The organism is Nitrosovibrio sp. Nv4, from assembly GCF_900215485.1.
In the GTDB taxonomy this organism is placed as follows: Bacteria; Pseudomonadota; Gammaproteobacteria; order Burkholderiales; family Nitrosomonadaceae; genus Nitrosospira.
In genome coordinates this window covers 1042282-1068216 of the sequence record NZ_OCMZ01000002.1, presented here as the reverse complement: position 1 = coordinate 1068216, position 25935 = coordinate 1042282, and the positions used below count along the sequence as shown (strand labels likewise).

Here is a 25935-nt window from a genome sequence, read left to right as displayed (position 1 = left end):
CAAGCGTAGAAGCCCTACAATCGATTTAAATCAGTGAGTTGAGGGGTAGACATAGGCCGCAATAGCGGCTTTTTTGTTGCCTATCGTCTATTTATGCGGAATGGCTTAAACAATCTATTAGGCATAAGATAAATGAATCAAGTCATGGAGTATTTCACTTCGGACATCCTAACTGGGCTGATTTCCGTATCGGTGATCGCCGGGGTGATTGCGTTCAGCATCGTTTCGTTCTTTGACTGGCTGGAAGGTAAATAACAGATGGCTGCTTTCCGAATTGCCGGTTTCTCCGGTCTTGTCCCCCGACTGGCGAAGCAGTTGCTTGGCCCTAGTCAGGCCCAGATTGCGACGAACTGCATCCTCACGTCCGGTGACTTGCGTCCGCGCAATGGTCCGCTGCTCATCGCTGCTCCGGTAATCGACAATGATATTAAATCGATGTTCCGCATGGAGAAGGACGGTAACGAGAAGTGGTTGGCCTGGGATAAGGATGTGGACGTTGCGCGCTCGCCTATTGCGGACAATGTCGATCGGCGCTTCTATTACACCGGAGACGGCGAACCAAGGGTATCGAATTACGACACAGCAACCGCTGGGGTGGGACCGTATCCTTCTGGTTGTTTCGTGCTGGGCGTATCCCCACCGGTTACCGCCGCATCTGTATCTGCAACTGGCGGCACTGGCGCTGATGTCACCAGGGCATACGTTTATACCTTCGTTACGCCCTGGGGCGAGGAATCAGCGCCTTCTCCGGCATCGACCCTTGCTACCGGCAAGGAATCGGGCGCGACCTGGGCATTAACAGGTCTGGATACTGCGCCTCCGAACTCTGGAACTGTAACCGCTGCGGTCAAGGATACGCCTTCTGCGGGTTACGTTGAGATCACCCTTGATACAGTATTTGGGTTGCGCGAAGGCGAAACACTGACATTCGCCGCAGTAGCTGGCATGACGGATATAAACGAAACCTTCACGCTTGAGAGCGTCGATTCGGCTACGAATAAAGTCACGATCATTTTATCCACGACCCAGACTTATACCTCCGGCGGCACGTGGATGCGGCAAGCGCCCCACAATACCGCGTCGATGAACAAGCGCATCTACCGTACGCTCACGACCTCTTCCGGCACTGAATATCACTACGTTGTAACCATATCCGCGATTACCACGACGTATGACGATACAGCCAGTGATGAAACTGTCGCATTAGGCGAAGTGTTGCCCTCAACGACTTGGCTTATGCCGCCTGCAGATATGAAGGGCATCATCATCATGGCGAACGGCATAGCCTGCGGATTCTTCGGCAACGAGATTTGCTTCTCGGAACCATTCAAACCCTATGCCTGGCCGACTGCTTACCGGCAAACTTACGATCAGGACATTGTGGCGATAGGCGTCATCGGCACGACCCTTGTTGGAATGACGAAAGGCAATCCCTTCACCATTACCGGCGTTGAGCCCGTGACGATGGGCGGCGGCATGGAGAAGATGGGTGTTGCATGGCCGTGCATGGCGAAACGCGGTGTTGCGAGCTTTGCCTTCGGCGTGGGCTATCCTGCGCCGCAAGGGCTGGTGATCGCCGGAGTGAGTACGGATATTGTGACCAAAGACCTATTCACTCAGAAGGAATGGGCGGAACTCAATCCTGATACCTTCATCGCGGCATCTGCCGACAACCGCTATTACTGCGGGTATACCGTTGACGACAGTTCTCTAATGTTTGTCATCGACAAGGCTGAGTCAGCGTCTTTCATCAAGGTTAATCAGAAAATCACGGCGATATGGGCTGACCCTTGGACCGGGAAGCTCTACGTCGCGGCTGACAAGAAAATCTACCACTGGGAAGGCGATGTAGGGACGAAACTATCCTACGAGTGGAAGAGCAAGAAGTTCATCACGGCCCCACCTATCAACTATGGCGCGGCAAAGATCGATGCTGATTTCGATATGACAGAAGCGGAGCAGTCAGGCGCTTCTTCATCGCAGGACGCAATCATTGCCGCAAATCAAGCGCTGATGACAAGCGGCGAGACGAATGACGGGCTGGCTGACCAGTACCTTGGTGAGTATGAAATTGGCGGGGATGCGATGGAGGCCTTGCCGCCTTTATCGATAGATTCCTTGCAGTTTCAGCTATGGGCCGATGGTCAGTTGAAGCATACGAAACAGGTGACAAATACACGCGCTTTCAGGCTGCCGGGTGGGTACAAGGCGGATAACGTTGAGGTTGTGCTGTCGGGTAATGTGAAAGTGACAGGGGTTGTTCTGGCTGAAACGATGGATGGATTAAAGCAGGCGTAGTTACATTGATTTAAAAGAAACTGGCCGCTCATTTGGGCGGCTTTTTTATGGAGAAATGAAAATGGCTAAAAAATACTACATTTGCGACATCATCGGTGACGGACAGGACGTGCCGCCCACGCCCACAACCGGCCCATTCCGTCCCGTCATCGCTGATCTTGGCGTGTCATGGGTAGGCAGCATCCCGTCCGATCCTGTAACCGGGCATCCGCTACATACTTGGACGCTGGTGTTGGTTAACACGGACAATCATGCAAAGGTTATCGACGCAAAAGGTGTTGACGCGCTCCCTGATTTTCCGCTAGACGGCAAAGTCAACGCGATCAACAACGTTACAAAATCCAGGATGAACGAAGCTCTTGTTAGGCGGGGGATTAACACTGATTTCGTTAGCGGCTCCGATGGCTACCGAGATGTTATTCGCGGCATAGGTCAGAAACTTGAAGCAGCGTTCGACGAAAATAACTTTGATGTAGCGTAATGGCTCAGTTCGCATCAGATAGTTTCACTGGCACCACAGGAGACACGCTACAGGTCTATAGCGCGAACTGGAGCAGGCATCCGAGTTATTCCAATAATGTTCTTATTGCGAATAATCGATGTCAGCTAGACCCTGTTGGGGCGGCAAGTTCTGCCTATTGCCACTCCGCTACCCCGGCGACAGCCGACTATAGCGTATCAATCGACATCTACGTAGCGTCTTACACAGCCACAAATAATCTCGTCGGGGTGGTAGGAAGGGCCTCAACCTCCGTAAATACGTTCTACCACGCCAGGCACTCAATCGGCGCCGGCTGGCAAATGTATAGGTTCGTTTCTGGCGCGGCGACGCAACTCGGAAGCGCCGTAGCTGCCACGCTGACTCCGGGCAATACATACAATCTCAAGCTCGATATGTCGGGCAGCGCGATTAAGCTATACGTGGATAGCGTGGCGACGATTGAGGCTACTGATACAGGAATTACTTCCGCAGGAAAAGCAGGTATACGGGCATTTAATAATGCATACGGCACCGCCATAAATGCCGAGCAGCTTCATATAGACAACTTCAGCGCGGACGAGGCTGGGGGCGGCGGCGGGGGAGCGGCAATTCCAGTATTTGTTAATCACTATCGCAATCAGGGGATCATGTAATGGATGTTGCGCTTATACACACCTTTTATGCCGCCTTCAGTGAGCCCAAAGCGTTTGGCGATCTCCTTCCGTGGCGTGTTGCCACGAAGGCGAAGAATCTCCGCTTCATCCGCGAGCGTAATCTTACGCCTGACAGCGGTACTGCCTTTGCTGTTGCGGCATTTCATAGAACAGAACTTCGCTCGTTTATGGTTTCCAATTATCGGTTTTATGAACTTCTTTCCACAACTTATGCATGTTTTAGGCTTCTTCTCAACCCTCTTAAATTGATTTGGGTCATGTTCTTTTATATGGTCGCGCGGCGTTATGACTTCCAGATTAGTTGTCGAATTGTCCAGCTTCACATGATTAACGTGATGAACAATTTCGTTTGGGGTAAGCGGTCTCCCAAGTTTCTCGGATGCAACCGCCCTGTGTTCGAGAATGTACCCGCTCTTTCTTGCATTGGGGTGGCCCGGTCTCTTGATAAGTCTGTATCCGTTTGCAGGATGAGCTACCCCGCCTTTCCAGTTGCAATTAAGGGAGCCGTTGCCGCGATGTCCCTTTATCCACCCCGCATTCCCGTAACCACCAATGAGACGGTAATAGGTAGATTTACTCACCCATCCAAGTGCAGTTCCGCATCCACACCTACATTTATCTTCAACAAATTTAAAGCTCATATGCGTGGCTCATTCATCGATAATGGAAATACGAATAATACTATAGTTTGCGAGGAGTTGCCATGCTTTGGTTAAGACAGTCAACGGCAAGTCAAGAGGTTTTACTGGGGCCGTTTTTAGATAAGCTAGATGGGGACAGCGCCGAAACCGCGCTCACCATTGCCAACACTGATATTAAGCTATGGAAAGAAGGCGGTACGACAGAATCGAGCAAAAATTCAGGTGGAGCTACCCACATCGCCAATGGGCGCTACTACACCGTGCTCGATGCGACAGATACCAATACCCTTGGAAAACTGGAAATAAACGTCCATGTAGCGGGCGCGCTCGCGGTTCGCCGTGAATTCATGGTTCTGCCCGCTAATGTTTACGATGCGCTGGTGCTGGGAACAGATTATCTGGACGTGTCCGCCATTCAATTGGCTGGACAAACGATTACTGCGGCGGCTGGCGTTACCTTCCCCTCAAGCGTGGCGAGCCCGACGAATATTACTGCCGGCACGATCACGACCGTAACAAATCTAACCAATCTTCCGTCCATTACTGCTGGGTGGATTACGGCTGCCGGCATCGCCGCTGGTGCGCTTAACGGCAAGGGCGACTGGAACGTTGGTAAAACCGGATATTCGCTTACCCAGGCATTCCCGACGAATTTCAGCGCAATGTCCATCACTGCTGGCGGCCTGGTTGACATGGGCGCTTCCGTAGTAGCTACGGCGGTATGGGATGCGGCGACAGCTACCTACGGTAGCGCCGGCAGTTATGGCCTGCTGATCGAAACGAACCTTGATGCGCAGGTGAGCACGGTAGGCGGAGGAAGCCTGACCGAAGCCGGGATTGCTGATGCGGTATGGGATGAGGTTCTGTCCGGCCACTTGACCGCTGGCAGCACAGGGTATGCTCTGAATGCATCAGGTTCCGCTGGTGATCCTTGGGCAACTGCCTTACCTGGTGCGTATGGCGCTGGCACGGCTGGCAAGATCATGGGCGATAACATCAATGCCACTATATCCAGCAGAGCTTCACAGACGAGCGTTGACACGGTTGACGACTTGATTGATACCGAAGTGGCAGCGATCAAGACAGTCGTTGACGCGATCCTAGTGGACACCGCTGTAATCGGCGCGGCGGGCGCGGGCTTAACGGCACTCGCAACTCAGGCCAGCGTCAATGCGATTGATGATCTGCTGGATACGGAGATTGCGGCAATCAAGGCTGAGACCGCAAGCATCCAGGCAGATACAAACGATATTCAAACCCGCTTACCCGCTGCCCTTGTTGGTGGGCGCATGGACGGCAATCTGTCAGCGATTAATAACTCCACAACAACGCTCAATGCATTCGAACGGGCGGTCAAGGGTAATGTGATCGGGACGGTGGGGTCTGGATCAACCACAACCAGTATTGTCACATCATCAGTAACTCCCGCCGCATCGGTTGCCGATCAGTTCAAAGGTCGCTTACTTACCTTCGCGGACGATACGACGACCGCAGCGCTACGCGGCCAAAGCACGGACATTACCGCCAGCACGGCATCTGCCACGCCGACGATCACAGTAACAGCTTTGACCACAAGCCCGACTTCCGGAGATCGCTTTGCCATTACTTGATTGTGGAACATGCAAGCTAAAAAAAACGCCCGAGCAGTTTTGGAAAGCCAAGACGGCACGTGGGCGCCGTTTGCGATGCATAGATTGTGAAAAGAAAATCCGCGGCACTGTTGAATACAAAGAGTATTCGGCTAAAGCGCAGGCGGAATACCGGGAAAGAGAAAAGGCAAAAGACAAAGCAGCATTTAGAGAACGCGAGCGAAGGTATAACTTGCGTCGCTACGGACTGACTGTGGATCAATACGATGCCTTGGCGGCTGCGCAGAATGGATTATGTGCCATTTGTCGCAAGCCACCTGAAAATGGTGTAGGCAAGAAGCTTCATGTTGACCACGATCACGCCACAGGAGTAGTGCGTGGCTTGTTGTGTCATGGATGCAATACAGGGCTTGGCGGTTTCGACGAAGATGCGAGTGTCCTGATGAAAGCCGCACGGTATCTTGGCGGCGATCAGACTAATAGTCATGGCATCTAAATCAAGGTTAGGTTCCGGTGGATATGGAATACGCCGGAGGGGTAGCTTCGCGGGCAAAGCGGTTGACAAAGGAATCGTTGCCGATGCGTTCCTGTCATCGATGGCGGTATCGACGGCAATCAAGAAACCTGGCATTCCAGTCGGAACCGCGCCGTGGCTCAAAACCCTTTTGGAAATTCTCACAGGGCGTCGCGGTAACAAAATCACTGTACCTAAATTTGAGGAATTGACCTTCTCCACCATTCCGACAAAAGCCGAATGCGAGGCGCTTTATTCATATGTCAATAGCGTAAGAAGCTCGCTCGAAAGTCTTATCAATAGATTCGATAGTTAAGGAATTACTATTATGTTACAATATGTTATCGCAAGGAGAGCCGATTGAATCATCATTTAGTAGAGATTCTTAAAGCGAATATCGGGCAATCTCTAACACCTGATCTGGCAGCAGATTTGATGCTCGCCGCCGACCAAATTCCGACACTTGTTTCTTTTGATGTGCTGGACCGGATCAAGCCGCAGCAGTGCGGCGAGTTCGTGTTTGCGCACGAAAAACTTGAGGATATTCTGGAGGAAATGAAACCTCTTCATGTCGAGCACTGGAAGCAGACGGAACAGCACCGTCATTCGATTGAATTCAATCCGGACTATGAGACTTTCTTCCGCCATGAGCGGGCTGGGCGCGCAGTTGTGTTCACGCTGCGAAAAGAAGGAAGATTGCTCGGGAATTTCTCGGTTTATGTAAGCAAGTCGATGCATACCCAAACGCTCTTTTCACGAGAGGATACTCTTTTCCTAATGCCGGAAGCGCGAAAGGGGCGCACGGCGATGCGCTTCATCGAATACGGGGAAAGGGCGCTGCAACAGATAGGCGTTCGCGAGATTAACGTGAGCGTGAAGGTAATCAACAAGGCCGGTAGATTTTTCCAGATGATCGGTTACAGACACACAGAAAACGGGCTCTCTAAAATATTGGAGGTTGCAAATGCGTGAGATGAGAAAGCGTAGATTGGCAAGGCTGCGTGACATCGAGTTCCTGAATCCGAATATTTGCTACTGCGCACCTGACGTGCCTGAGCCGGATCCTGCAATTGGCCAGGCCGCTAAATCAAACGTTGAGCTCGGAAAGGAACAGGCTGCCGTTGCCCGAGAGCAACTTGCCTGGGAAAAAGACCGGGCGGCGAAGCAAGATCCTCTCATTGAGAAAATCGTCAATCAGCAAATCGCTGCGGGCGATGCGAATGCTGGCCGCGCCGAATCACAATGGCAAATCTACCGTGACCTCTTTGCTCCAGTTGAAGAGAAAATGGTCCAGGATGCGAATAACTTCGATTCTGACGAACGCAAAAGCCGCATGGCGGCTGAAGCTGCCGCCGACGTGGGGCTCGGCTATCAAGGCGCGCGCGAGCAGAACGAACGCGCAATGGGACGCATGGGCGTCAATCCCAATTCAGGCCGATTTCAGGCGCTACAGAAGGAGGCCAGCCTTGGTCAGGCAAAAGATACTGCGGGAGCAATGAACAAGGCTCGGCGCGATACGGAATTACTCGGAATGTCGCAACGGCAAAGTGTTGCCAACTTTGGCCGGAATATGCCGAACACTGGATTAGCCGCTGATGCCGCGGCTTTGAACGCCGGCAACTCGGCAACCGGAAATATGGCGAGCGGCGCCGGGATACACAACGCCGGGATGAACTCGGCGCAAAACTGGTTCGGCGGGGCGCAGTCCGGAAATACGGCTGGGGGCAATCTCATGCTTGGACAGCACAATGCTCAACTTCAGTCATGGCAAGCGAATCAAGAAAGACTTGCTGGTTTGGGGCAACTCGCCGGCATGGGCGGCAGCATGGCTTTGATGGCTATGCGCAAGGGTGGCATGGTTCGCCACAATGCAGCGTACAGGCTGACGCCGGGGCGGTACAGCGGCGGGCTTGGCTCATTGAAGCGTAAGGGTTATGCGGAAGGCGGGATGATCTCGGGGCCGGGCACGGGTACGAGCGATTCCATCCCGGCAAGCATCGAGGGCAAGCAGCCCATCAGGTTATCAAACGGCGAGGCGGTGCTGAATGAGGAAGCCGTGAATCTGGTCGGGGAAGATTTTATTCATCGCATTAATGCAGGTGGACTGGCAATGCTGAACAAAGGGGGTGCGTAATGGCTTCAGGTGGATTCGCGGGCGGTTTGGCACAAGGGATTACTTCTGGTGTCGGCCTTATGAATCAGAAAGGCTTGATGGATTTGCGCCAGGGATTTGCTGATCGTGACGCCGCAGAACATGAGTGGAAGAAAGCAGACCGGGATAAAGCGGCTGCCAGTGAAGCGGAATGGAAAAAGGCGACCAGTGCAGAATTGATGACCTTTCGTACCGATGGAAGCGGTCAGCCCATGAATGCCGCTGCTCCACAACAACCCGTAATGATGGACCCGGGGTTCAAGCGCATGCCCGGCTTTGCTCAGGGCGGACTCGTATCGCTCAAGCGATTTGCGGAAGGCGGTGTAGTGCAGATTCCAGACGAGGCGTTCGCTGGTAACGATGCGGCCGCTTATCAAGTTGGCGGACTCGCCCAGGCGTCGCGTCCACAACAGCAACAACAGCCGCAACAGCAGCAAGAAATCGATCCGGCGAATATGACTCAGGAATTAACCCGGCAAATGCTAGGCACTGATCTTCTCAGCAACCCGGACAAGCTGAACCGGTTGAGTGCAATTGCTGAAGCGCACGGCATGGGTGACAGGTTCAAGCCGTTCCTTGAGCGCGCCTACACAGCAAAGAAACAAGGATTGATAGAAGGCGGTATGCAACTGATGCGCGGCCAAGTGGACGAGGCCATTGACTCGTTGGCAAAGGGCGGGATCAAACTGGAAGATAGACCTACGCCTGCGGACCCGAATAATCCGCGTATGTGGAAGATTAATATTTCCGGTGCGGGCGAAAAGGTTATGGACATTGGCGACCTGCTGCAAACCACACTTGATGTCGATAAATTTCTCAAGCACCAGATGGACCGTAGCGAATCGGAAGGGAAGCGGAGCGTGTCAGATGCTCAGGTTCGGAATTATGACTCCAGCGTACGTGATAACGATGCAAGCGTGAGAGTCAGAAACGCTCAGGTTGGCAAGTTGGGCGAAGAGACGAAGAGCATCAGGGAAGAGCGTAATTCTGGTGCGCTCGGGGGGCGCGGCGGAAAACTCCCTTCTGACGCCCAGATGGTTGAGTATCTTGTTGAGAAGGGGATCGTTGACAGCCCGGCAGAAGGATGGCGGCAAGTTAAGACGAATGGCGACAAGTCATCCGAAGCATGGAGGATGTCGCTCATAGAGGCGAATGTGAAAGCTGGCATGTCTACCGCAGAATCAGCCAAAGATGTTGATGCTTTCCTTGCGCAATCAGGTCAAGGTTCGCCCGCGCCGAAGGCTGGCGCAGTCCGAAAATACAATCCTCGCACCGGAGGTTTTGATTAATGGTTCAACGTGTAGAAGCCTGGGGTAACGTGCTGGAATTCCCTGCCGATATGTCCGATGCGGACATCGCCGCCGCTATCCAGAAGAATGAAGCGCACCTTAATCCTGACGCTTCGCTGATGGTGAAGGGCAAGTCTGCTGTATCGAGCGCCATCGACGCCGGCCTCTCCATGTTCGCGCCCAAGAAGAGTATTGCGGAGCAAGCAGAGGAACGGTCTGCTGAAACCGCTGGACTTGCCGCGCCTCAAGTCAAAGGCGCTCCGGTACGCCGGGACTTCTACAATCGGATGGCTTCCGAAACGCCGCAAGGATCGAGCGAACCGGATACAGGGATTGTTGCGCGAACTCGCAATGCGGCCGCGAATGATACAAAGGCGCAAGGCAATAAACAGGCTGTAGCAGGCGCATTGGCCAACACAGAACCGGAAGAGGAAGGCGGATTTGTTGCATCGGCTGCGCGCGCCGCTGGCGCCGGCATCAAGGGCGCCGGTCAAGTCGCCGCCGACTTCATCCCCGGAGTCGATCAAGACAATGCTCTTAAACGTGCAGGGCAGGGAATCATCGACGCCAATCCCACGGCGGTAAATAGCCTTGATGATATTGCCGACAAGCCCGGTACCGCCGTGGCTGAAGCTTCGGGCAACGCAGCCTCATCCATGGCCGGTATTGTTGGAGCCCGAGCAGTAGGCCAGGGCATTACCGCATTATCCCCATTGGCCGGTCCCGCTGCGCCGCTGGTTGCCGCCGCCGGGCAGGTTGTGTCATGGCTCGGGCCTGCCGCTATTGCCGCGCTACCTTCCTTCGGCGGTATTCGTGACAAGCAGATTCTGAGCGATCCGAATAATCAGGATTCCGCGAAAGCGAAGGCTGTTGCCGCGCTTGGTGCCGCAACCGTGGGCGCTATCGAATCCCGCTTTGGTCCGCAGAATTGGGCGCTTGCCGCGATGACGAAAGAGGGTAGGGCGAAGTTGGCCGAGAAGTTTGCGGCCACTACCCTGAAAGGATCGATCGGCAAGGGCATCGGCAAAGGCATGATGGCGGAAGGCACGGAAGAGCTAGTTCAGAATCCAGTCGAGCAACTTGCTGCATTTGACAATCCGACCACGCCAGAGAATATAGATGAAACGCTGTTCGGCGGCGCCATGGGCGCTATTGGCGGCGGGGTAATGGGCGGCGGAACTGGCGCAGTATTCCGCGGAAACCCGGCACAAGAAGATGCTGATCACACAGCAACCATTCTCGGCAAACCAATAACAGAAGTTTCCAATTCCGTCCTGAAATACACCGCTGCCCGTGGCGGAGAGCGTGCAAAAGCTGCGGCACAGGCTGAATTGAGCCGCCGGGCAACGGAAGGCATTGATCCTGAAATTGCGAACGCCCCTGAGTCCACTTCTGAGGCCGTAGACCGCATTATTTCTACGGGCAAGGATAAGGCTGACGAGATTCGGCAAAGCCAGCAGGCGGCTCCTGATGCGATTCAGGATGATGTTTTCGATGAAGAGCCTGACCATGTTCCTGACGTCGGGAATATGGTTGACGCGCCAACTCCCGAGCGCATTGAAACGCTCAACGCGCAAATGGACGCGCTTGCTGAAGGCCGTAAGCCTGGCGTGTTGCTGACTCCCGGCGAGCCTATGCCTGACACTCTACCGGAAGGCGTACAGGCCGCAGAGATACCGGGCCGGGGAACTCTTCTATATCGCGATGACGCTACCCTGCAAGCTGCGCTCGATAATCGCATGGGCGAGGCGCTGGGGTATGGGATTGATGAGAAGCCGGAAACGGATCAGGTTGTCACTGCGCGGGATGCGAACGGAACGGTTATTCAGGACGTGGCGACCGATGGAAGGCCGGGAGTTGAACGGGCTGCGGCTGCTGTGGCGGGGGAGAATGGAACTGTTGAGGTCAGGCCGGTTGCAGAGGCGATGGCGGAGCGGGCAGCTAATTCCCCCGAATTCGAGGGAGTTAAAACTCAGGCCGATGTCGTGATTCCGACATCGAATATAGATCAGTCAGTTACGAACGGTACGACGAATCCCATATCGCAATCTGGTCCTGCCAGGGAGACCCGCCCCGCGCCCAAGCCCTCAATCGAAAGCAAGTCACGCGAGGCGAAATCTCCCGCAGGGAATGAAAGCGTAGCAGAGGGAAAGCAAGCCGTCCAGCCTGCAAAGAAGACGCCAAAACCGAAGAAGTCCAGTTTGCGCGCCGAACTGGAGGAGCATTTTCGTCCCGGCAGTATCATCCGCAGCAACTACTGGGGGACGTATGACCGGGTAGAGTCGTTCGATTGGAATGATGGCAATTGGTCTGTGACCGTTCGAAAGGTCGCGAAGGATAAAGATGGCGGCTGGGCTAATGTTGAGCGATCGCGTGTACATAACACCCTTCCAAACAAAAAGGATTCGGTAGTTGAGCGCGCATCCGCAGGGACACAAGCCGCCCACCCCGTCCGCTCACACGTAGAATCCCTTATCAAGCGCCGGGCCGCTGCCAGACAAGGTGGCAAGGACTTGTCCAAAGCAATTGAACGCGCCAAGGAAGTGATGGAAGGCAAGCGCACGGATGCGAAAGTAGAGGGAAGGTATTTCAGCCTGCAAGCCAAGGCGTTCGAGAAGGCTGATGCTGAAGCGGCGAAGATTTTGCGGCAGATTGCGGAGGCGGTGAAGGCGAAGGAATCAACTACTGATGCGCCAAAATTCAGTCGCGCGCCACAACCGGCGGATTTTGTAGAGACCCCAGACGGCGGGATTGACTTTGGTCATATAAACAAGGAAGTGGGGAGCAAGATTAAGCGCCAGGCCGCGCCCATTCGCCTCGCGCATGGGGTACACAAGCCTGATGGCTCAGGGCATGGCCTCGTGCATATAGAGGCCAACCATGGAAAACAGATTAGGAACGCCGGGTTTGAATCAGTTGAATCTTTTGTCGCGCATGTAGCGAAGAACTTCAATGAAATTCTTCATGCTAGCGGCCGTCAGCTACTTGTTGCTGTAGAGAATGGCCGGAAAGATGTGATGTTTGTGCAGCTTGAGCCGAGCGAGAACGGAGACTATTACCGGATAAACACGGCGTTTCCAACCAGCCGAGATTATCTTGAGAAGCAACTACAGAAAGGGATGAAGGTGCTTTGGAGTGGGAGCGAACCCACACTCGCTGTCACTGGAAAACAGCCCGCATACGCTGCCAATCCTGAAGCAAGTTCCAGTCAGGACGACCCCATCGCTCGCGGCCAAAGTAATTCTAATATAGCAGATGAAGGCATTAAATTCAACCGTGAAAGAATCGCCGAAACCCGTAAGCGCCTAAAAGCAGCATCCACCAAATCCAAACAGGCCACCCATCGCGGTGGCCTTTCTGTTTCCGGCGTCGAGAAACTCATTGAGCCCCTGCAACAAGCCGGGTTCAAGAAGATCAATATTGCCGCCACCCAAAGCGACTTGCCGAAAGCCGTTAAGGAGCAGATCAAGTCTCAAAATGCAGGGGGTGTGCGTGGCGTTTACATTCCTGCCCCAGACGAAATATGGCTCGTCGCCGACCAACTGAATGATGCGTTCGAGGTTTTCCTGGTGACAATGCATGAGGCGCGTCACCGTGGGTTTAGGAAGATGTTTGGTCCCGGTATTGATCCGATCATGCGGCAAATCTACGCGACGAATAAGCGTGTACGCGATGCCGCGGACCGGATGATGCGATTGCACAAAGACATGTCCAAGGAAACGGCCGTCGAGGAAGTTCTTGCCGATATGTCGATTGACCGGGCAAAGGCGCTTAACGGCTGGAAGAAACTCGTGCGCTTCATCAAGCAATGGATCGCGGAGAGATTTAATCTCACCTTTACTGATGAGATGGTTGAACAGTTGGTGGCTGGGGCGGAAGTTGTTGGAATGGCGGAGAACGAGGTATCGCTGTTTGATGACAAGCAGGCTGAGGCTTATAGGGAAGCGTCGAGCGGAACGATGTTCAGCCGCAAACCATCCCGGCCCGACAATAACGCCTCATCCGGCCCCTCCAGAACCAGCCGTATCGTTGACTCTCTGATATTCAACTTCCAGGATCGGTTCATGGATCTTCGGGATATTCAGAAAGAAGCGGGGCCGGTGAATGAGGATATGGACGCATCGCTTGCTGAGATTAACTATCCTGGCCGTGTTCGCGCGCGCACCGATGACTTCCATGATGATATGCGTGATCCGCTTATTCAGGCTATCCATGACGGTAATCTGAAATATGAGGAGGTTGAAGAGTTCCTGCACGCGATGCACGCTCCATCCCGCAATGCGGCCATGAAGGACATCAACCCGACCGTTCAGGAGTTGGATGAGCGCATCAAGAAACTTGCGGCGACTCGTGACAGGCTGGCCAAGGATAAAAATGTTGTCGAGTTCATCCAGAAGCGGCGCGAGTTGAGACAGGCGCAATCTGACGTTGAGGATGGTCTTGTCGATCCCACCGACGAGATTCTGTTGGATAGAGAAGTATCTGAGCTGCGGAAGAAAAAAGCCGTTCAGGATTACGTGCAGTCAATTGAGCAATTGAAGCGGTTGCAAAATATGAAACCGTTCGATGGCGACAATACGGCATTGTCTGGAATGAGTGACGCCGCGGCAAAAGCAGTAATCCAGAAAGTCAAGGAAACGGGCAAATTAGAGGCCCTGCAGCGCGCTTCATCCATGGTTGATGAGATAACTACTGCAACCAGAAAAGTGATCGTGGATGCCGGTTTGGAGACTCCCGAGATGATCGCCGCATGGGAGGCGAAGTACGATCACTATGTTCCTTTACATCGCGATGAAGTTGGTGGAAACACGAATCCGCCTGTAGGCCGGGGCTTTAATATCCGAGGCAAGGAAAGCAAGCGGGCTACCGGATCGAATAGGGCGGTAACGGACATTCTCGCTCATGTGGTTGCGCAGCATGAAACTGCAATTATTCGGGCCGAGAAATCCAGAGTGGACAATGCTTTATTTGAATTCGTTATGGCGCACCCGGATCCGGAGCTGTGGAAGGTGGATGATCAGGATACCAAGCGCGAAATGGATCCGGTAACAGGACTTGTAGTCGAGCGTGTTGATCCCTTGTATAAGCAGCGCGATGAAGTGTTGACGTTCAAGATCGACGGCGAAGAGCATACCATCGAATTCAATAAACAGAATCCGGCAGCAATGCGGCTTGCCTCATCCATCAAGAATCTGAGCACTCAGCAACTCGGGGAAGTGACTCAGGCAGTCGGTAAATTCACGCGCTTTCTGGCAACGATGAATACCACGGCAAACCCGGTGTTTGTTGCTCGTAACTTCTTACGCGACCTGCAGACGGCTTATGTCAATTTGTCAGATACCGAACTTGCGGGGATGAAAAGACAGGTATTTGCGGATGTGCCAAAGGCTATCCGGGGCATGTGGCAATTAACCCGCGGCAACATGAATTCTCAGTGGGCGAAAGATGCCCGGGAATTCAGGGATTCCGGCGGGCAAGTTGGCTGGATGGACAACTACCGGGACATTGGCGAGCGGGCAGATAAGCTCAGGAATCAACTTGAGGTCATGGGGCCGGGCAAGTGGAATTTTACCCGGCGGCTTGCGAAGGACTGGTGGGAATTGATCGAAGACGCGAATAGTGCCGTCGAGAATGGAATCCGCCTGGCGGTTTACGTGAATGCGCGCAAGCGCGGGTTATCGGAGGGTAAAAGCAGCTCAGTTGCCAAGGGGCTCACGGTTAACTTTAATCTGAAGGGCGCCAAGAGCACGGAACTGAATATGTGGTACATGTTCATGAACGCATCCATTCAGGGCACGGCAAGGCTCATCCAAGCATTGGGCAATAAGCAAGTTCAGAAGATCGTGGGCGGCATAGTCGCTTCCGGCTTCCTTATGGATATTCTTGCTCGTTCAATGGCGGGTGACGATGACGACGATGGTGAGAACGATTACGACCAATTGCCCGAACATACAAAAGCCATGAACTTTGTCTTTATGGCGGGCAGCAGGCCGGTAACTGTTCCCATGCCTTACGGTTACAACTTCTTTGCCTCGGTTGGCCGGAAGATGAGCGAGGGTATGTTCAGGGAGAACTATAGTCCTGCAAATAGCGCGGTTGAGCTCGCAGCCGTATTCTTCGATGCGTTCAGCCCGGTAGGGCAGGCAGGTTCAGTAACACAATTAATTGCGCCGACCATCGGCGATCCTCTTGTGCAGTGGGGCGAAAACAAGAACTTCGCTGGCAATCCGATGAGGCGCGAGCAATCGCCCTTTGGTGTGCCGAAGCCTGAATATCAAATGGGGTTTAAATCAACCAGCGCGCCGGCTAAATGGCTGACTGAGTTTCTGAACGATGCAACGGGGGGGAATGAGGTTCGGCCTGGATTCATAGATACCAACCCCGCGCTATTGGACTTTGCGGTTTCATCGCTTGCCGGCGGCGCTGGGCGCACTTATCTGCAAGCATTCAGCCTGCCGATAAAAGCCGCCCAGGATGAAGAGATTCAGGCAAAGGAAGTTCCGTTCGCTAATATCTTTCTGAGCGCGAAACCGGAATACCAGACTGAGCGCAAGTTCTACCAGAACCTCAAAAGCGTGAACCTGGCGGAAGAGGAGTTAAAGAACTTCCGCGGCGATCCAGAAAAGCGGGCTGCGCTGCGTGATGAATATGGGGAACTTAAACTCTCCGGTCGGGCAAAGTTCGTATCGAACATTCTGGAAAACATGCGGAAACGTGAACGCGCGATCGAGAAATCGAATCCGGATGATAAGCGGGAAAAATTGAAAGAACTGGCGGAGCGGAAAAGGGTGCTAATGTCCGACTTCAATAAGCGCTATGTCGAGGCTACCAGATAACGCCGAAGATTATTATTGCCGCAAACATGATCCCGACAATTGGGAGCGCGTCACTGTGTTTCAGAATCGCGCCGATAAGGGCCGGGGTCATGACAAGGACCATGGCGATACCGAGAAGGGCGGCTAAGAATGTCAGCATCGGGCTATGAAGAAGAGGATGGACGGGACCATTAGGGGAGTATAGCACTGGTTTAATCTGGTGGAATTGTGCCAAATTAACTTATGACAAATGTTGGTGCGGATTATTTTGCCATCCAATAGCACTTTTAGCGGTTTATTGCTTTTGTCGCATCTTGTAAGTATCTGATATTATTGATTTCATTTATATTCAACCAGCAGAAAGAGTAACTCATAATCCCTTGGTCGCTGGTTCGAGTCCAGCCAGACCCACCAATTTTACAAAGGCTTACGATTGCTATCGTGAGCCTTTTCTTTTTGTTGGGCTGTAAACGCGCGTTTTGCTTGAGACTATTTTGCGCGTAATTTGGGACTGAGGGCGGAAACGTTTCCGCCATTTTAACGGCCATCCACCTCCTCCTGCGCCGGTGTTAATAAATCACACCATACAGAATGGTCAGAAAACTTAACATGCCGATGCTCACCAACTCCTGATGATCAGCTCGGCACGCTTCCCGCACCTCTGCGCTCCACCGACCGTGTAGTTGATATCGACTGACTCCATCGTCAGTCCAGCGAAGGCGTTTCGCATCTCAGGGATATCGTTGACGCTGATGATCATGTTTCCCTTTATCGTCTTGGCCAGTTTCGCCATCTCATCATATTGCTCCAGACCGAACCCGACGCCATATCCCTCGGTCCCCCAGTACGGCGGATCGAGATAAAAAAGAGTGTGCGGCCGGTCGTACTTGCTGATGCATTCCTGCCAATCCAGATGTTCGATGTAGGTTCTGGCCAAGCGCAGGTGAGCCTGGCTCAGATCCTCCTCAAGCCGTAGCAAGTTAAGTCTGGGCGGTGAGGTAGTGGCTGTGCCAAAGGTCTGGCCTTCCACTCGGCCGCCGAATGCCAGTTTTTGCAGGTAATAGAACTTGGCCGCACGTTGGATATCGGTCAGCGTTTCCTCTGGTGTTGCCTGCAGCCACTTGAATATTTGTCTGCTGGTTAACGCCCACTTGAATTGCTTGGCAAGCTCTTCCATATGATGCTTGACCACTCGGTATAAATTCACCAACTCGCCATTGATGTCGTTGAGCACTTCGACCTGTGCCGGCGCCTTCCGGAAATACAACGCGGCCGCGCCGGCAAACGGTTCGACATAGCATTCATGGGCTGGGAAAAGCGGCATGATCTTGTTTGCCAGGCGGCGTTTACCGCCGATCCACGGAATAATAGGGTTGTGCATTGTGAGCCTCTCTCATGGTTATGCTAGACTCCCGTTGCCGGTCGACTGGCAGGGAGCCTTGGCTGTGGCTCACAGGTGTGTCCTGTGGGTTACGGCGGCCGGGACCATGTTACAGCATGATTTCGGCCGCTCTCTCTTCTTTACTTTCATTGCAGTCACCACCGAATTGCGTCCAGCTGCTGCTGCGTAGGACTTGCTCCGAGTGCCCCTATTTGATCCCGGAGTTTCTGCCTTTTCCCGGTCAGCTCACCGTGCATGGGCGCAAAAAGGTTAGCATTCTCGATAATTTTGGTAACGAGATCGGCCTTCGCTATGCCACGTGCCAAGACCGCCCCATCAATCCATGGCGTTGCCGTGGCCGGGTCCTTAAGCCACTCCCTGGCTTCCGTTTCCTGCTTTGTCCAGCTTCTTACCTCATCTTCCGGGTAGCCCGCTGTCATTGACGCTACTGCCCCTTCATAGGCAGCATTGATGCGTGCCAGCGCGGCGGCAATCATCACGGTAGCGGTCGGCGGCAGGGGATCGGCGAGAACCGGGCGGCCCAACTGGTCTGCAACGATACGTTTGCCTTGGGACTGGCCATAGAGCAGTGCGGCATGCTCATCAATAGTGATTTCGACGGCATCAACAGGAATGTTGTCGCCGTGTATAGAAGGGTGGTAAAAACCGAAGGTTGATGGTGAGTAGAACATGGCAGTTATCCTTATTAGCGTCCTATGGCGAACCAGAAATGAGATTGGCTTCCGGTATGATTCGATTTCCAGTGAAACTTCGATGTGGTATGTGGAGTTGTGTTGGAAATGATTACATTTACAGTCTCTATCGCGCCGATATGACAAATAAAAATACCAAAAATGGCATTCGGGAAAGTGATCGGAAACATAACGGCTGCGCTCTCTATTCCAGCGGTTATGTTTTGCGCATTGATTCCCCATTGAATAATAGATCCACTCGGTAGCAGCTGATAATCATTTGCAGAGATAGGCTTCCTCGAAAAGTCAACCATCAATGGGTCAAGGATCACCATATCCACGCCGTCATACTCGACATCTGTCAATTGTCCAGACACGACCATCGCTGGCACTTTCGCACCGAAGGCATCGTACTGTTTCAGGTTCTTGACACCCAGCGCAGACACGTTCAGCGTGTTGCTACCCGTGGTTCCGGTAGCATGAAAATTGATCCGATACCGCTGCCCGGCGACGTACGCGGCAATCGCTGGTGACGGTGTCAGGGTAAAGGTCGGCGCGGCACCGGCGCTGGTGATCGTCGCGTTGCTGAACAATGTTTTTATGGCCGCATGCAGCTGCGTAAGATCGGCAGCGCTGGGTATGATGGACGCCTGTGTCAGCAGGTTTCGCAGCTCCTCGCCAATCTGGTGGAACCACGCGGCGCCCGGCACGGTGGCCGGCAGTGCGAGGGACGGGTTGCCATCGGTCGGGTACCCGGTCGATGGGGCTGCCTCGGCGGGCGGCGGGCTGGCGGAAGCGGCGGTCTGAAACTTTCTATTGTCCATGCTGTTCCTCTTCTTTCTATGTGTAAGCGAATAAAACTTTCGTATGTGCCGGGCTGTATTTTGAAATAACACACTCCAGCGCCGCATTCCCCCACGACCGAAGCGGATCATTAACCGCTGCGGCCACGGTGGAGGCGCGCACCGTAATCAATGCGGAATTGACCTGCCAGGCAAACCGCCATTGCTCGCCCCGGAGGGCATCGTTTACTTCTGAATTAACTTGGAATGGCCGAAACTCGGTTAGGGTGACCGTATATCCGAGCGCGGCCGCAATACCAATAAAATACTGCCTGCTCTGTCCACCCACGCCGATCAGTTTGGAGAGCAGCGCAGAGCGACGCTCTCCCGTCGTCTGGGCGATTGCAGCCAGGCAGGCTTCCGGCAGTCCCGCCACCCGCTCCCAGTCGGCTAATAGCTCGACCGTGGTGCGCGGGTCGGCTTCGTCGAACAGCCTCTGGGTGCGGGCATCAAAACGGGCAAATTCCTCGGCCAGCGCTGCCATCAACTGGGTAAGCGTGGCGTCCGGTTCGCGCGGCCATGCCTGCCCCTGCGGTAGCAACGATTGCAACTGGCTCAGATAATCGTCAGCCGTTATGCCCATGTGATGGTCCCCATCGTCGCCAATTTGCCTGCGGTATGCGTTACGTCCGCACTCGGCACATTCAACGTGTAATCGTTGTCTCCCGCCGCGACGCTGATAGCCTGGTGAATGCGCGAGAGAAGGATGGTGCCGCCCGGCTCGGCCTCACGGAGCAGCATGTCAGTAAGCGCAGCAGCGATCGCGTCCCGGACTGACGTAACTGCCGAGATGGTAAAATTCAGCGCCGCCGCTACCGGCGCGACCACCGTTACCACAGCTGTTACCGGACGGCGAGCGTCGATATAGTCTTGCACCGCTGTCACCTCGGCGGCGTCTGGAATGATGCTTGCATCATCATCGCGCACGAAGCGCACCGTAACGGTGCCAAGGCCGAGCTCCTTCGGATACACCCATGCACGGGTTACGCCAGCGACTTCAAGCGCCCAGGCGATATAGTCATAATCCGCGCCGCCGTGCGGCGGCTGCCGGATGCGCGCTATCAGCCTGGCGCGCAGATTGGCATCCGCCTCAGTGTCGGAGCCTTGGGAAAGTCCGCCCACAGCAACGGTGGCGGCGGCGTTAACCCCGGCAATCGGCACCACCATATTTAACGTCGCGGCGGCATCCGTATTGCCAGCGGTACCGGCAAGCGAAGCCGTGACTGCGGCGGTGGCGGTGCCTGCGGAAATGGTAGCAGCGGCATTGGTGGTGAATGCCGCGCCGTCGGCGCGCTGCAGCAGAGTTCCCGTCGGTATCACCGCGCCATCGGTACCGGTAAAAGTTATATCGCCAATGGCCGATACGGCGGCCTTGCGCGGCTGTGCCAGCCAGATCGTTGCCCAGCGGTCGAGGATTTCCGCTTCGGCGGTGTCGTAAATCACCTGTTTGGACAGCCAGTCAAGATAGCCATACAGGCCATGAATTGCTCCGGCATGCACCCGCGAGAGAACGTTGAGGTTGGATCGGCGCAGGCGGGCGTCCACGCCTGGCAGGCGCGCTTCGATATCGGAAATCGAACGCTCTATCAGATCGGCAAGTGTAGGGCGGGAAAATGGCATTTACGCAGCCTTCCAGAAATTATCAAAACGGAATTTAGCAACAGTGCTATCGGGCCGGACAATCTCGATGGATAGACCTAACACACCCGTGCGCACGACTTCTGCAGTGACAGTCACTGCCTTGGCCACGCCATCATCCACCAGCCAGTCGAGCGACTCCTGGGCATACTCACGTGCGCGGTTCACCACGGACTGGAGTTGTTTTTCCCGATGGAGCAACCATAATCGGCTGCCTATCTTGTCCGCCGGCACATCGGCAAAAGCATCCGCCCACCAGCCGCGCTGGTCAGTTGTGCCATCCGGGATGATGTCCGCCGGCTCAGCCTGGCGGTCTGTGAAAAGCGAGAGGATTACGGCGGTTTCCAGCCCATCGTCTGACGTCAGGCCAAGGGCATCGAGCGCATAATCCGCGCCCCGCTCGAACCCGAAGAATAATGTGCGAATATCGCTCACGGCTGAAGACCCTTGATCTCGCCCGTCACTTCGAGAAGCGGTGTCACCATGCGCACTTTCGTGCCCGCAGTTATCTCGATAATACGTCCACGCTTCATTACAACCTTGTCACCCTCATCCGTATAGATGGCCACCTCGCCGGACTTCAGTCCCTTGACGCGGTAGCGCCGGTCATCGATGCGGATGGCAATGCCGTGATCCCGGTTGCCGTCGACAAATACCGCCGCAACTTCCGCCCCGACATGAGGTACAGAGGTAAAGCCGTAGTCCTGGAAACGCTCCAGATCCCGCACTTCATCAGCGAGCAATTGAACCTGCACGCCCTGCATCTTGAGCCCATCGTTTACCAGGGAAAGCACCCCGCGCCCGACCATCAGCCGTACCCGGCGGGTCAGTGGCGCCAGCAGCTTATTAATAGCGCGCATCAAAACCCGATACTCCAATCATCGCTTTTTGCCTTTTTGGCTTTATTCTGCTTGCCGGTCAGGCTAACTCCGGCTACCAGGTCAAAGGCTTCGCGGCGCACGAGCTGCAGCTCCGTGCGGGTACCCTGCTCATCAAGGAGAAAAACCACCGAGGCGATCAGCAAATCATGGTCTGCATAAAGCATGGGCGATCGCAAATGCACCATTGTGTTCGGCTTCCACAAATTGCCGTCGTGCGCCCAGCCTTGCACGGTAATCGTGGCGCGATTGCCGCGTCCCATACGCACGTTGCGCTCCCATTGCGCCCGCTGGGAAAGGGTAGCACCTGTGCCCTGGTCTTCGGCCAGCACCGTCAATGGCCGGTAGCGGGTAATTGTTGAGTCTATCGATTCAGCTTGCTGATGCGCGACCTGCGGGCCGTTAAAATCATCGGTGCCCACACCTTGGCCCTTGACGACATAGCGGCTGTGCCGGTCTATCCACGAGTATTCTCCCTTGCCGGCGAGAATATTTTCGCCTTCGGTCAGCACTGCCACCGAAGCGCCGGAGCCGGCACGAGTAAGCACCAGGTTACCCAGGCCGTCGGATACCAGCAGCACTGCTTTCATCCGGGCAGCGCGCTCCAGGCAGTTGAATACCGTCTCGCTTTCTTCTATTGAAAATGGGGGATTGAAAGCACTCCCGACGTCTGTATTGCGAAAAACCGTAATCCCGAACGGCTGGCAGAGATCGGCGGCGATCTGGTCCAGCTTGCGGCCGGACCACTGTCCGCTCTTGTGAATCGCTGAGCAGTCAACCAGATCTCCAGTCTTGTCACGGCCGCTCACAGTAATGGTGTGCTGCTGCTTATCGTATTGCGGCGCCACTGTGTCGACGTAACCGGTAATTACCACGGCTTCGTCAATTCTCACTTCGCATGGTTGGCCTGGATTTATTTGCCGCACCGCTGATTGTTCCGCCCAGCGATCGGTCACGCTCAGCTCGAATGTGCCGGCAATCTGCTCGATACCGCGCTCGATGCGGATGGTTTTCCACCCGCCATAGAAAGCACCATTAACCCGGAGCTCAACCTTGCTCATGTCAGCACCTTAAGCGGCTGTCCGCCGGTAATAAAGCCAGGGTGGCGGATGCGGTTGCGCGCCACGATCTCAGTCTCCCGCTCAGCATCGCCATATAGCTGATGCGCCACCACCAGGGCAGGCAGTGTCGTGTTAGGCGTGAATTGCACAATGCGCGACAGATCGGCGCCACGGGTGGTGATATCGCGTACCACTGCCACCCTCAGGTCAATCAGGGTAGCGTAAGTAGCGTCCGGGGCGGTCTCGGCGGCGGCTTCCAGCTGATCGGCCAAGACAACGCGGGCATCAATCGCGTCATCGTAGCTGGCAAACTCCGTTTGGCTGCTGGCGCGGGATGCCTCGATCAGCGCCGCATTGCGGGTAAGGTTGATCACGGCCTGCTGGTTTGCAGCGCGTTGCTGATAGGCGGCCGTGGTACCGGTGAGCGGTGAAAAACCAGTAGTCCCGAAGTCAAACAACCCGGATAGAGAGTGAAACGCCGCTGCCGGCGAAAGCGCGATCGCGCGCAGGCTGCGCACCTGCGAGAACAGACTTCCCGCCAGGCTATTTGGAAACCGTATCAGGCTGGCGCTGGTAGTGCTGATCGCGGCGAGATCGCGCAGAAACTGGGGCATGGTCGCGGAATTTTGCAGAACGCCATTTGCTGAAGCCTTGATTTCATCCAACGCCGTTGCGACGTTGGCCAGCGCCGCAGTACTCACAAAATCGGGCTGACCGTCGACGGTAAACGCCTCCTCAAACTCAGAAATCACCGCACTCTCGGCGTTATCGGCGGCAACCTCCACACCTGCCTGGGTATCGGCGCGCACCGTCGGCTGCACCACGTCCCTCGATTCCTGAAACGTGATCGAAAAGCGGACAATGCCCCCTTGATCGAGAGACTGCGACCAGCGCCCGTTCGGTACCGCCACCTTCATGCGGCCCTTATAGGGATGCACCAGCTCGCCGGTGCCTGGCTCCTCAAGGGCGGCGATCAGCGCATCGCGATCGCGCATGACATCCGCGCCCAGCACAAATGCCTCCAGCGTGAATTCACGCGCGCGGCGACCCAGATCCTCGACGTATGGGACGTCCTTCCCTGGATACTCATGCGAGACCGTGCGGCGCCCGATCGTGCCGTCACCCGAGCGCACATGAAACGGCACCCCTCGGAAGGTCGCGGCCTGGAGCTGATCGCGCCAGCCGGCCATTAGTACGCCCCCGCCATTGTCATGCCGGCATCTACATTGAAGCGCACGTTTTTGTTACTTGAAGATGTGCTTATCACGGCGGCACGGCCTTCAGAGTCAATCTTGATATTGATCGTGCCGCCGATATCAGTGGATTGCAGCTTCTGTTCAAGCGCGATCGCCTGTTCAGCTTGCTGGCTACCAAAGAACGCCATTACCTTATCGAAGGTCGCGCCGATTCTGTCACCGATTGCGGTGCCCTCGGCTACCTTGTAAACCCCGTAGCCGGCCGCACCTACTGCCGCAGCGGCAAGCCCTGCCTTGGCCAACATCGCGCCTCCGGCCAAGCTGCCCAGACCGGTCACTCCGCCAAGCAGGCTTCCGGCTGCCCCCGCTACGCCTCCCTCTGGCATATTGACCACATACACTGGCGTCACGCCGGCAGCTGCTTCCAGCGCCTTGCCTTCGGCCACGCCAGCAGCCGTTCCGCCAAACCGCTTGGCAAGTGCACCGACCGCCTTTCCGCCGTAGCGCGCCAAGCCTAAGGTCGCGAGCAGTGCCGCGCCGCCGCCGAGGATCATATCCTTGCCGTCGAGCCCCATGCCGCCATCCGCCTTGCTGTCCATAGCGCGCTTGACGGATCTGGAAAGCGTCTCGTTGATAGGCTGCACGAAACTATCCGCTGCCTGGCGCAACGCAGCCTTGAGCCTCCCCACCTGGTCGACCGAGTTGCTGATCGCCGCCGGCAGATCTCGTCCGATCGCACCACCTGCGGCAGCAATCTCACCTGAGAAGTTACTGACCATGTTCAGCATGTCGCCGGATAGGAGCACACGCATGCCCTTGATGGTGTCGAGATCCGCCTGTCCAAACGCTTTCTGCACAAACAGCGCACGATCCCGCTCTGTACCAAGCTTGTCGTATTGAACCTTGATATCTTTCAGCACTGTGACCGCATCGCGACGGCTACCAGAGGCATCGAAGAACTTCACGCCGGTCGCTTTCTGCGCATCCTTCATGTAGCGCAAGTTAGTAAACAAGCGGATCGTGCTATCCGCTAACGTGGCCAAGCGCTCCGGTTGGCGCTCGATTTGCGATAAACCTTCTACAAACGCCAGCGTCTGGTCGAACCCAAAACCAGCCGCGGCCGCGTTCGGGCCAACCCGACCGAATATACTTGAGAGATTTTCCAGCTCTGCGTTGCCCAGCCGACCCGCCACAGTCATCTTATCGAGTAGGGTTACCGCCATTTCTGGTTTCGATAGGTCGAATTCGAACGCGGTGGCCGCAACAGTCAGCGCACCGGTTAGAATGTCCGCCTTTGCGCCGGTTACCGCGACCGCCTTATTGGTGGCATCGATCACCGGCAGAGCCTCTTTGAATTGCAACCCGGACTGCACCGCGTTATTGAACCCTTGCTGCAGATCATCCACGTCCTGCCCGGTATCCCTGGACATGCGGAACAGCTCACTGCGCAACCCTGCCACATCAGCCCGGCTTGCGCCTGCCGTCTGGCCAATTTGCGTCAGGCTCTTGTCCATGCGCGCCGATTGCATTATCGTGGCCACAGTGCCAACGGACACACCAATCGACGCCAGTCTGCCCTCGACACTGCTCAGCGCGCCCTTCAGCGCTTCGAACTCACGCTTGACCCCGCCCGTGAATCTGCGTACCCCGCCTCCAGCCGAAGTCAACCCGGTGACAAACCGGGTTGCGTCCGCATGCAGTTTCATTGCCAGGGTGAGATCGCGATTAGCCATTCTTGGTTTTTGTCAGATGCGATAGAAAATGATTAAATTCGAATACTGGGAGAGCCTTGAT

General features: G+C 55.1%; 23 protein-coding genes. 11 read left to right on the top strand and 12 right to left on the bottom strand.

The genetic code is table 11. The features are described 5' to 3' along the window. Positions 1-132: 132 nt before the first annotated feature. The 4 genes from CRO05_RS16050 (at position 133) to CRO05_RS13020 (ending at position 3432) form a co-directional block, all read left to right on the top strand. Entirely contained in the window at positions 133-255 is a 123-nt protein-coding gene (locus CRO05_RS16050; protein WP_255405910.1) for a hypothetical protein, read from the top strand. Positions 256-258: 3 nt separating this feature from the next. Continuing rightward, the gene (locus CRO05_RS13030; protein ID WP_097067566.1) at positions 259-2298 is read left to right on the top strand and encodes a hypothetical protein; all 2040 of its coding nucleotides are present in this window, start codon (positions 259-261) and stop codon (positions 2296-2298) included. A gap of 61 nt (positions 2299-2359) precedes the next feature. Continuing rightward, positions 2360-2779, top strand: coding sequence for a hypothetical protein (locus CRO05_RS13025; protein WP_097067565.1), 420 nt, complete (start codon positions 2360-2362; stop codon positions 2777-2779). Next, positions 2779-3432, top strand: a complete 654-nt coding sequence (locus tag CRO05_RS13020; protein ID WP_097067564.1) for a hypothetical protein — start codon at positions 2779-2781, stop codon at positions 3430-3432. Before CRO05_RS13025 ends, CRO05_RS13020 begins: the two co-directional genes overlap by 1 nt. On the opposite strand, the gene CRO05_RS13015 is transcribed toward CRO05_RS13020, so the two are convergent. Next, complete coding sequence (locus CRO05_RS13015; RefSeq protein WP_097067563.1) at positions 3417-4094, bottom strand: HNH endonuclease; 678 nt, start codon at positions 4092-4094, stop codon at positions 3417-3419. The two genes, CRO05_RS13020 and CRO05_RS13015, sit on opposite strands and share 16 nt — an antisense overlap. 62 nt (positions 4095-4156) lie before the next feature. Here CRO05_RS13015 and CRO05_RS13010 point away from each other — a divergent pair, with 62 nt between their 5' ends. From CRO05_RS13010 to CRO05_RS12980, 7 genes are read left to right on the top strand one after another with little or no spacing between them, the layout of a single operon-like run. Continuing rightward, the gene (locus CRO05_RS13010; RefSeq protein WP_097067562.1) at positions 4157-5704 is read left to right on the top strand and encodes a hypothetical protein; all 1548 of its coding nucleotides are present in this window, start codon (positions 4157-4159) and stop codon (positions 5702-5704) included. Further along, the gene (locus CRO05_RS13005) at positions 5691-6179 is read left to right on the top strand and encodes an endonuclease VII domain-containing protein (protein ID WP_200814400.1); all 489 of its coding nucleotides are present in this window, start codon (positions 5691-5693) and stop codon (positions 6177-6179) included. The genes CRO05_RS13010 and CRO05_RS13005 overlap by 14 nt, the downstream gene beginning before the upstream one ends. Further along, the gene (locus tag CRO05_RS13000; RefSeq protein ID WP_097067560.1) at positions 6169-6513 is read left to right on the top strand and encodes a hypothetical protein; all 345 of its coding nucleotides are present in this window, start codon (positions 6169-6171) and stop codon (positions 6511-6513) included. The genes CRO05_RS13005 and CRO05_RS13000 overlap by 11 nt, the downstream gene beginning before the upstream one ends. Positions 6514-6557: 44 nt before the next feature. Then, positions 6558-7169, top strand: a complete 612-nt coding sequence (locus CRO05_RS12995; protein WP_097067559.1) for a hypothetical protein — start codon at positions 6558-6560, stop codon at positions 7167-7169. Then, positions 7162-8331, top strand: a complete 1170-nt coding sequence (locus CRO05_RS12990; protein WP_097067558.1) for a hypothetical protein — start codon at positions 7162-7164, stop codon at positions 8329-8331. Before CRO05_RS12995 ends, CRO05_RS12990 begins: the two co-directional genes overlap by 8 nt. Before the next feature lie 59 nt (positions 8332-8390). Further along, a complete protein-coding gene (locus tag CRO05_RS12985) occupies positions 8391-9638 on the top strand; it encodes a hypothetical protein (protein ID WP_143860930.1) in 1248 nt (415 codons plus the stop codon). Then, positions 9638-16474 carry an LPD38 domain-containing protein gene (locus CRO05_RS12980; RefSeq protein WP_097067556.1) on the top strand — a complete coding sequence of 2279 codons (6837 nt, stop codon included), beginning with the start codon at positions 9638-9640 and terminating at the stop codon, positions 16472-16474. The genes CRO05_RS12985 and CRO05_RS12980 overlap by 1 nt, the downstream gene beginning before the upstream one ends. Here the strand turns inward: CRO05_RS12980 and CRO05_RS15600 are convergent. The 11 genes from CRO05_RS15600 to CRO05_RS12925 all read right to left on the bottom strand — a co-directional run bounded on the left by CRO05_RS15600 (position 16464) and on the right by CRO05_RS12925 (position 25874). Continuing rightward, a complete protein-coding gene (locus CRO05_RS15600; RefSeq protein WP_159462744.1) occupies positions 16464-16613 on the bottom strand; it encodes a hypothetical protein in 150 nt (49 codons plus the stop codon). The two genes, CRO05_RS12980 and CRO05_RS15600, sit on opposite strands and share 11 nt — an antisense overlap. A gap of 459 nt (positions 16614-17072) precedes the next feature. Further along, complete coding sequence (locus tag CRO05_RS12970; RefSeq protein WP_097067554.1) at positions 17073-17834, bottom strand: DNA adenine methylase; 762 nt, start codon at positions 17832-17834, stop codon at positions 17073-17075. A gap of 155 nt (positions 17835-17989) precedes the next feature. After that, positions 17990-18526: a hypothetical protein gene (locus tag CRO05_RS12965; RefSeq protein WP_097067553.1), complete on the bottom strand. Its 537-nt coding sequence runs from the start codon at positions 18524-18526 to the stop codon at positions 17990-17992. Positions 18527-18540: 14 nt separating this feature from the next. After that, on the bottom strand, positions 18541-19350 hold the full coding sequence (locus CRO05_RS12960) for a hypothetical protein (protein ID WP_097067552.1): 810 nt from the start codon (positions 19348-19350) through the stop codon (positions 18541-18543). Positions 19351-19366: 16 nt separating this feature from the next. Then, positions 19367-19951: a YmfQ family protein gene (locus CRO05_RS12955; RefSeq protein ID WP_097067551.1), complete on the bottom strand. Its 585-nt coding sequence runs from the start codon at positions 19949-19951 to the stop codon at positions 19367-19369. Further along, complete coding sequence (locus tag CRO05_RS12950) at positions 19942-20988, bottom strand: baseplate J/gp47 family protein (RefSeq protein WP_097067550.1); 1047 nt, start codon at positions 20986-20988, stop codon at positions 19942-19944. Before CRO05_RS12950 ends, CRO05_RS12955 begins: the two co-directional genes overlap by 10 nt. Further along, positions 20989-21441 (bottom strand): phage GP46 family protein, encoded by a 453-nt coding sequence (locus CRO05_RS12945; RefSeq protein WP_097067549.1) that lies wholly within the window; start codon positions 21439-21441, stop codon positions 20989-20991. Beyond that, positions 21438-21866: a phage baseplate assembly protein V gene (locus CRO05_RS12940; protein ID WP_097067548.1), complete on the bottom strand. Its 429-nt coding sequence runs from the start codon at positions 21864-21866 to the stop codon at positions 21438-21440. The genes CRO05_RS12945 and CRO05_RS12940 overlap by 4 nt, the downstream gene beginning before the upstream one ends. Then, complete coding sequence (locus CRO05_RS12935) at positions 21866-22945, bottom strand: phage baseplate assembly protein (protein WP_181319782.1); 1080 nt, start codon at positions 22943-22945, stop codon at positions 21866-21868. Before CRO05_RS12935 ends, CRO05_RS12940 begins: the two co-directional genes overlap by 1 nt. Then, positions 22942-24135, bottom strand: a complete 1194-nt coding sequence (locus CRO05_RS12930) for a DNA circularization protein (RefSeq protein ID WP_097067547.1) — start codon at positions 24133-24135, stop codon at positions 22942-22944. Before CRO05_RS12930 ends, CRO05_RS12935 begins: the two co-directional genes overlap by 4 nt. Further along, the gene (locus CRO05_RS12925; protein WP_097067546.1) at positions 24135-25874 is read right to left on the bottom strand and encodes a phage tail tape measure protein; all 1740 of its coding nucleotides are present in this window, start codon (positions 25872-25874) and stop codon (positions 24135-24137) included. Before CRO05_RS12925 ends, CRO05_RS12930 begins: the two co-directional genes overlap by 1 nt. Positions 25875-25935: the final 61 nt, after the last annotated feature.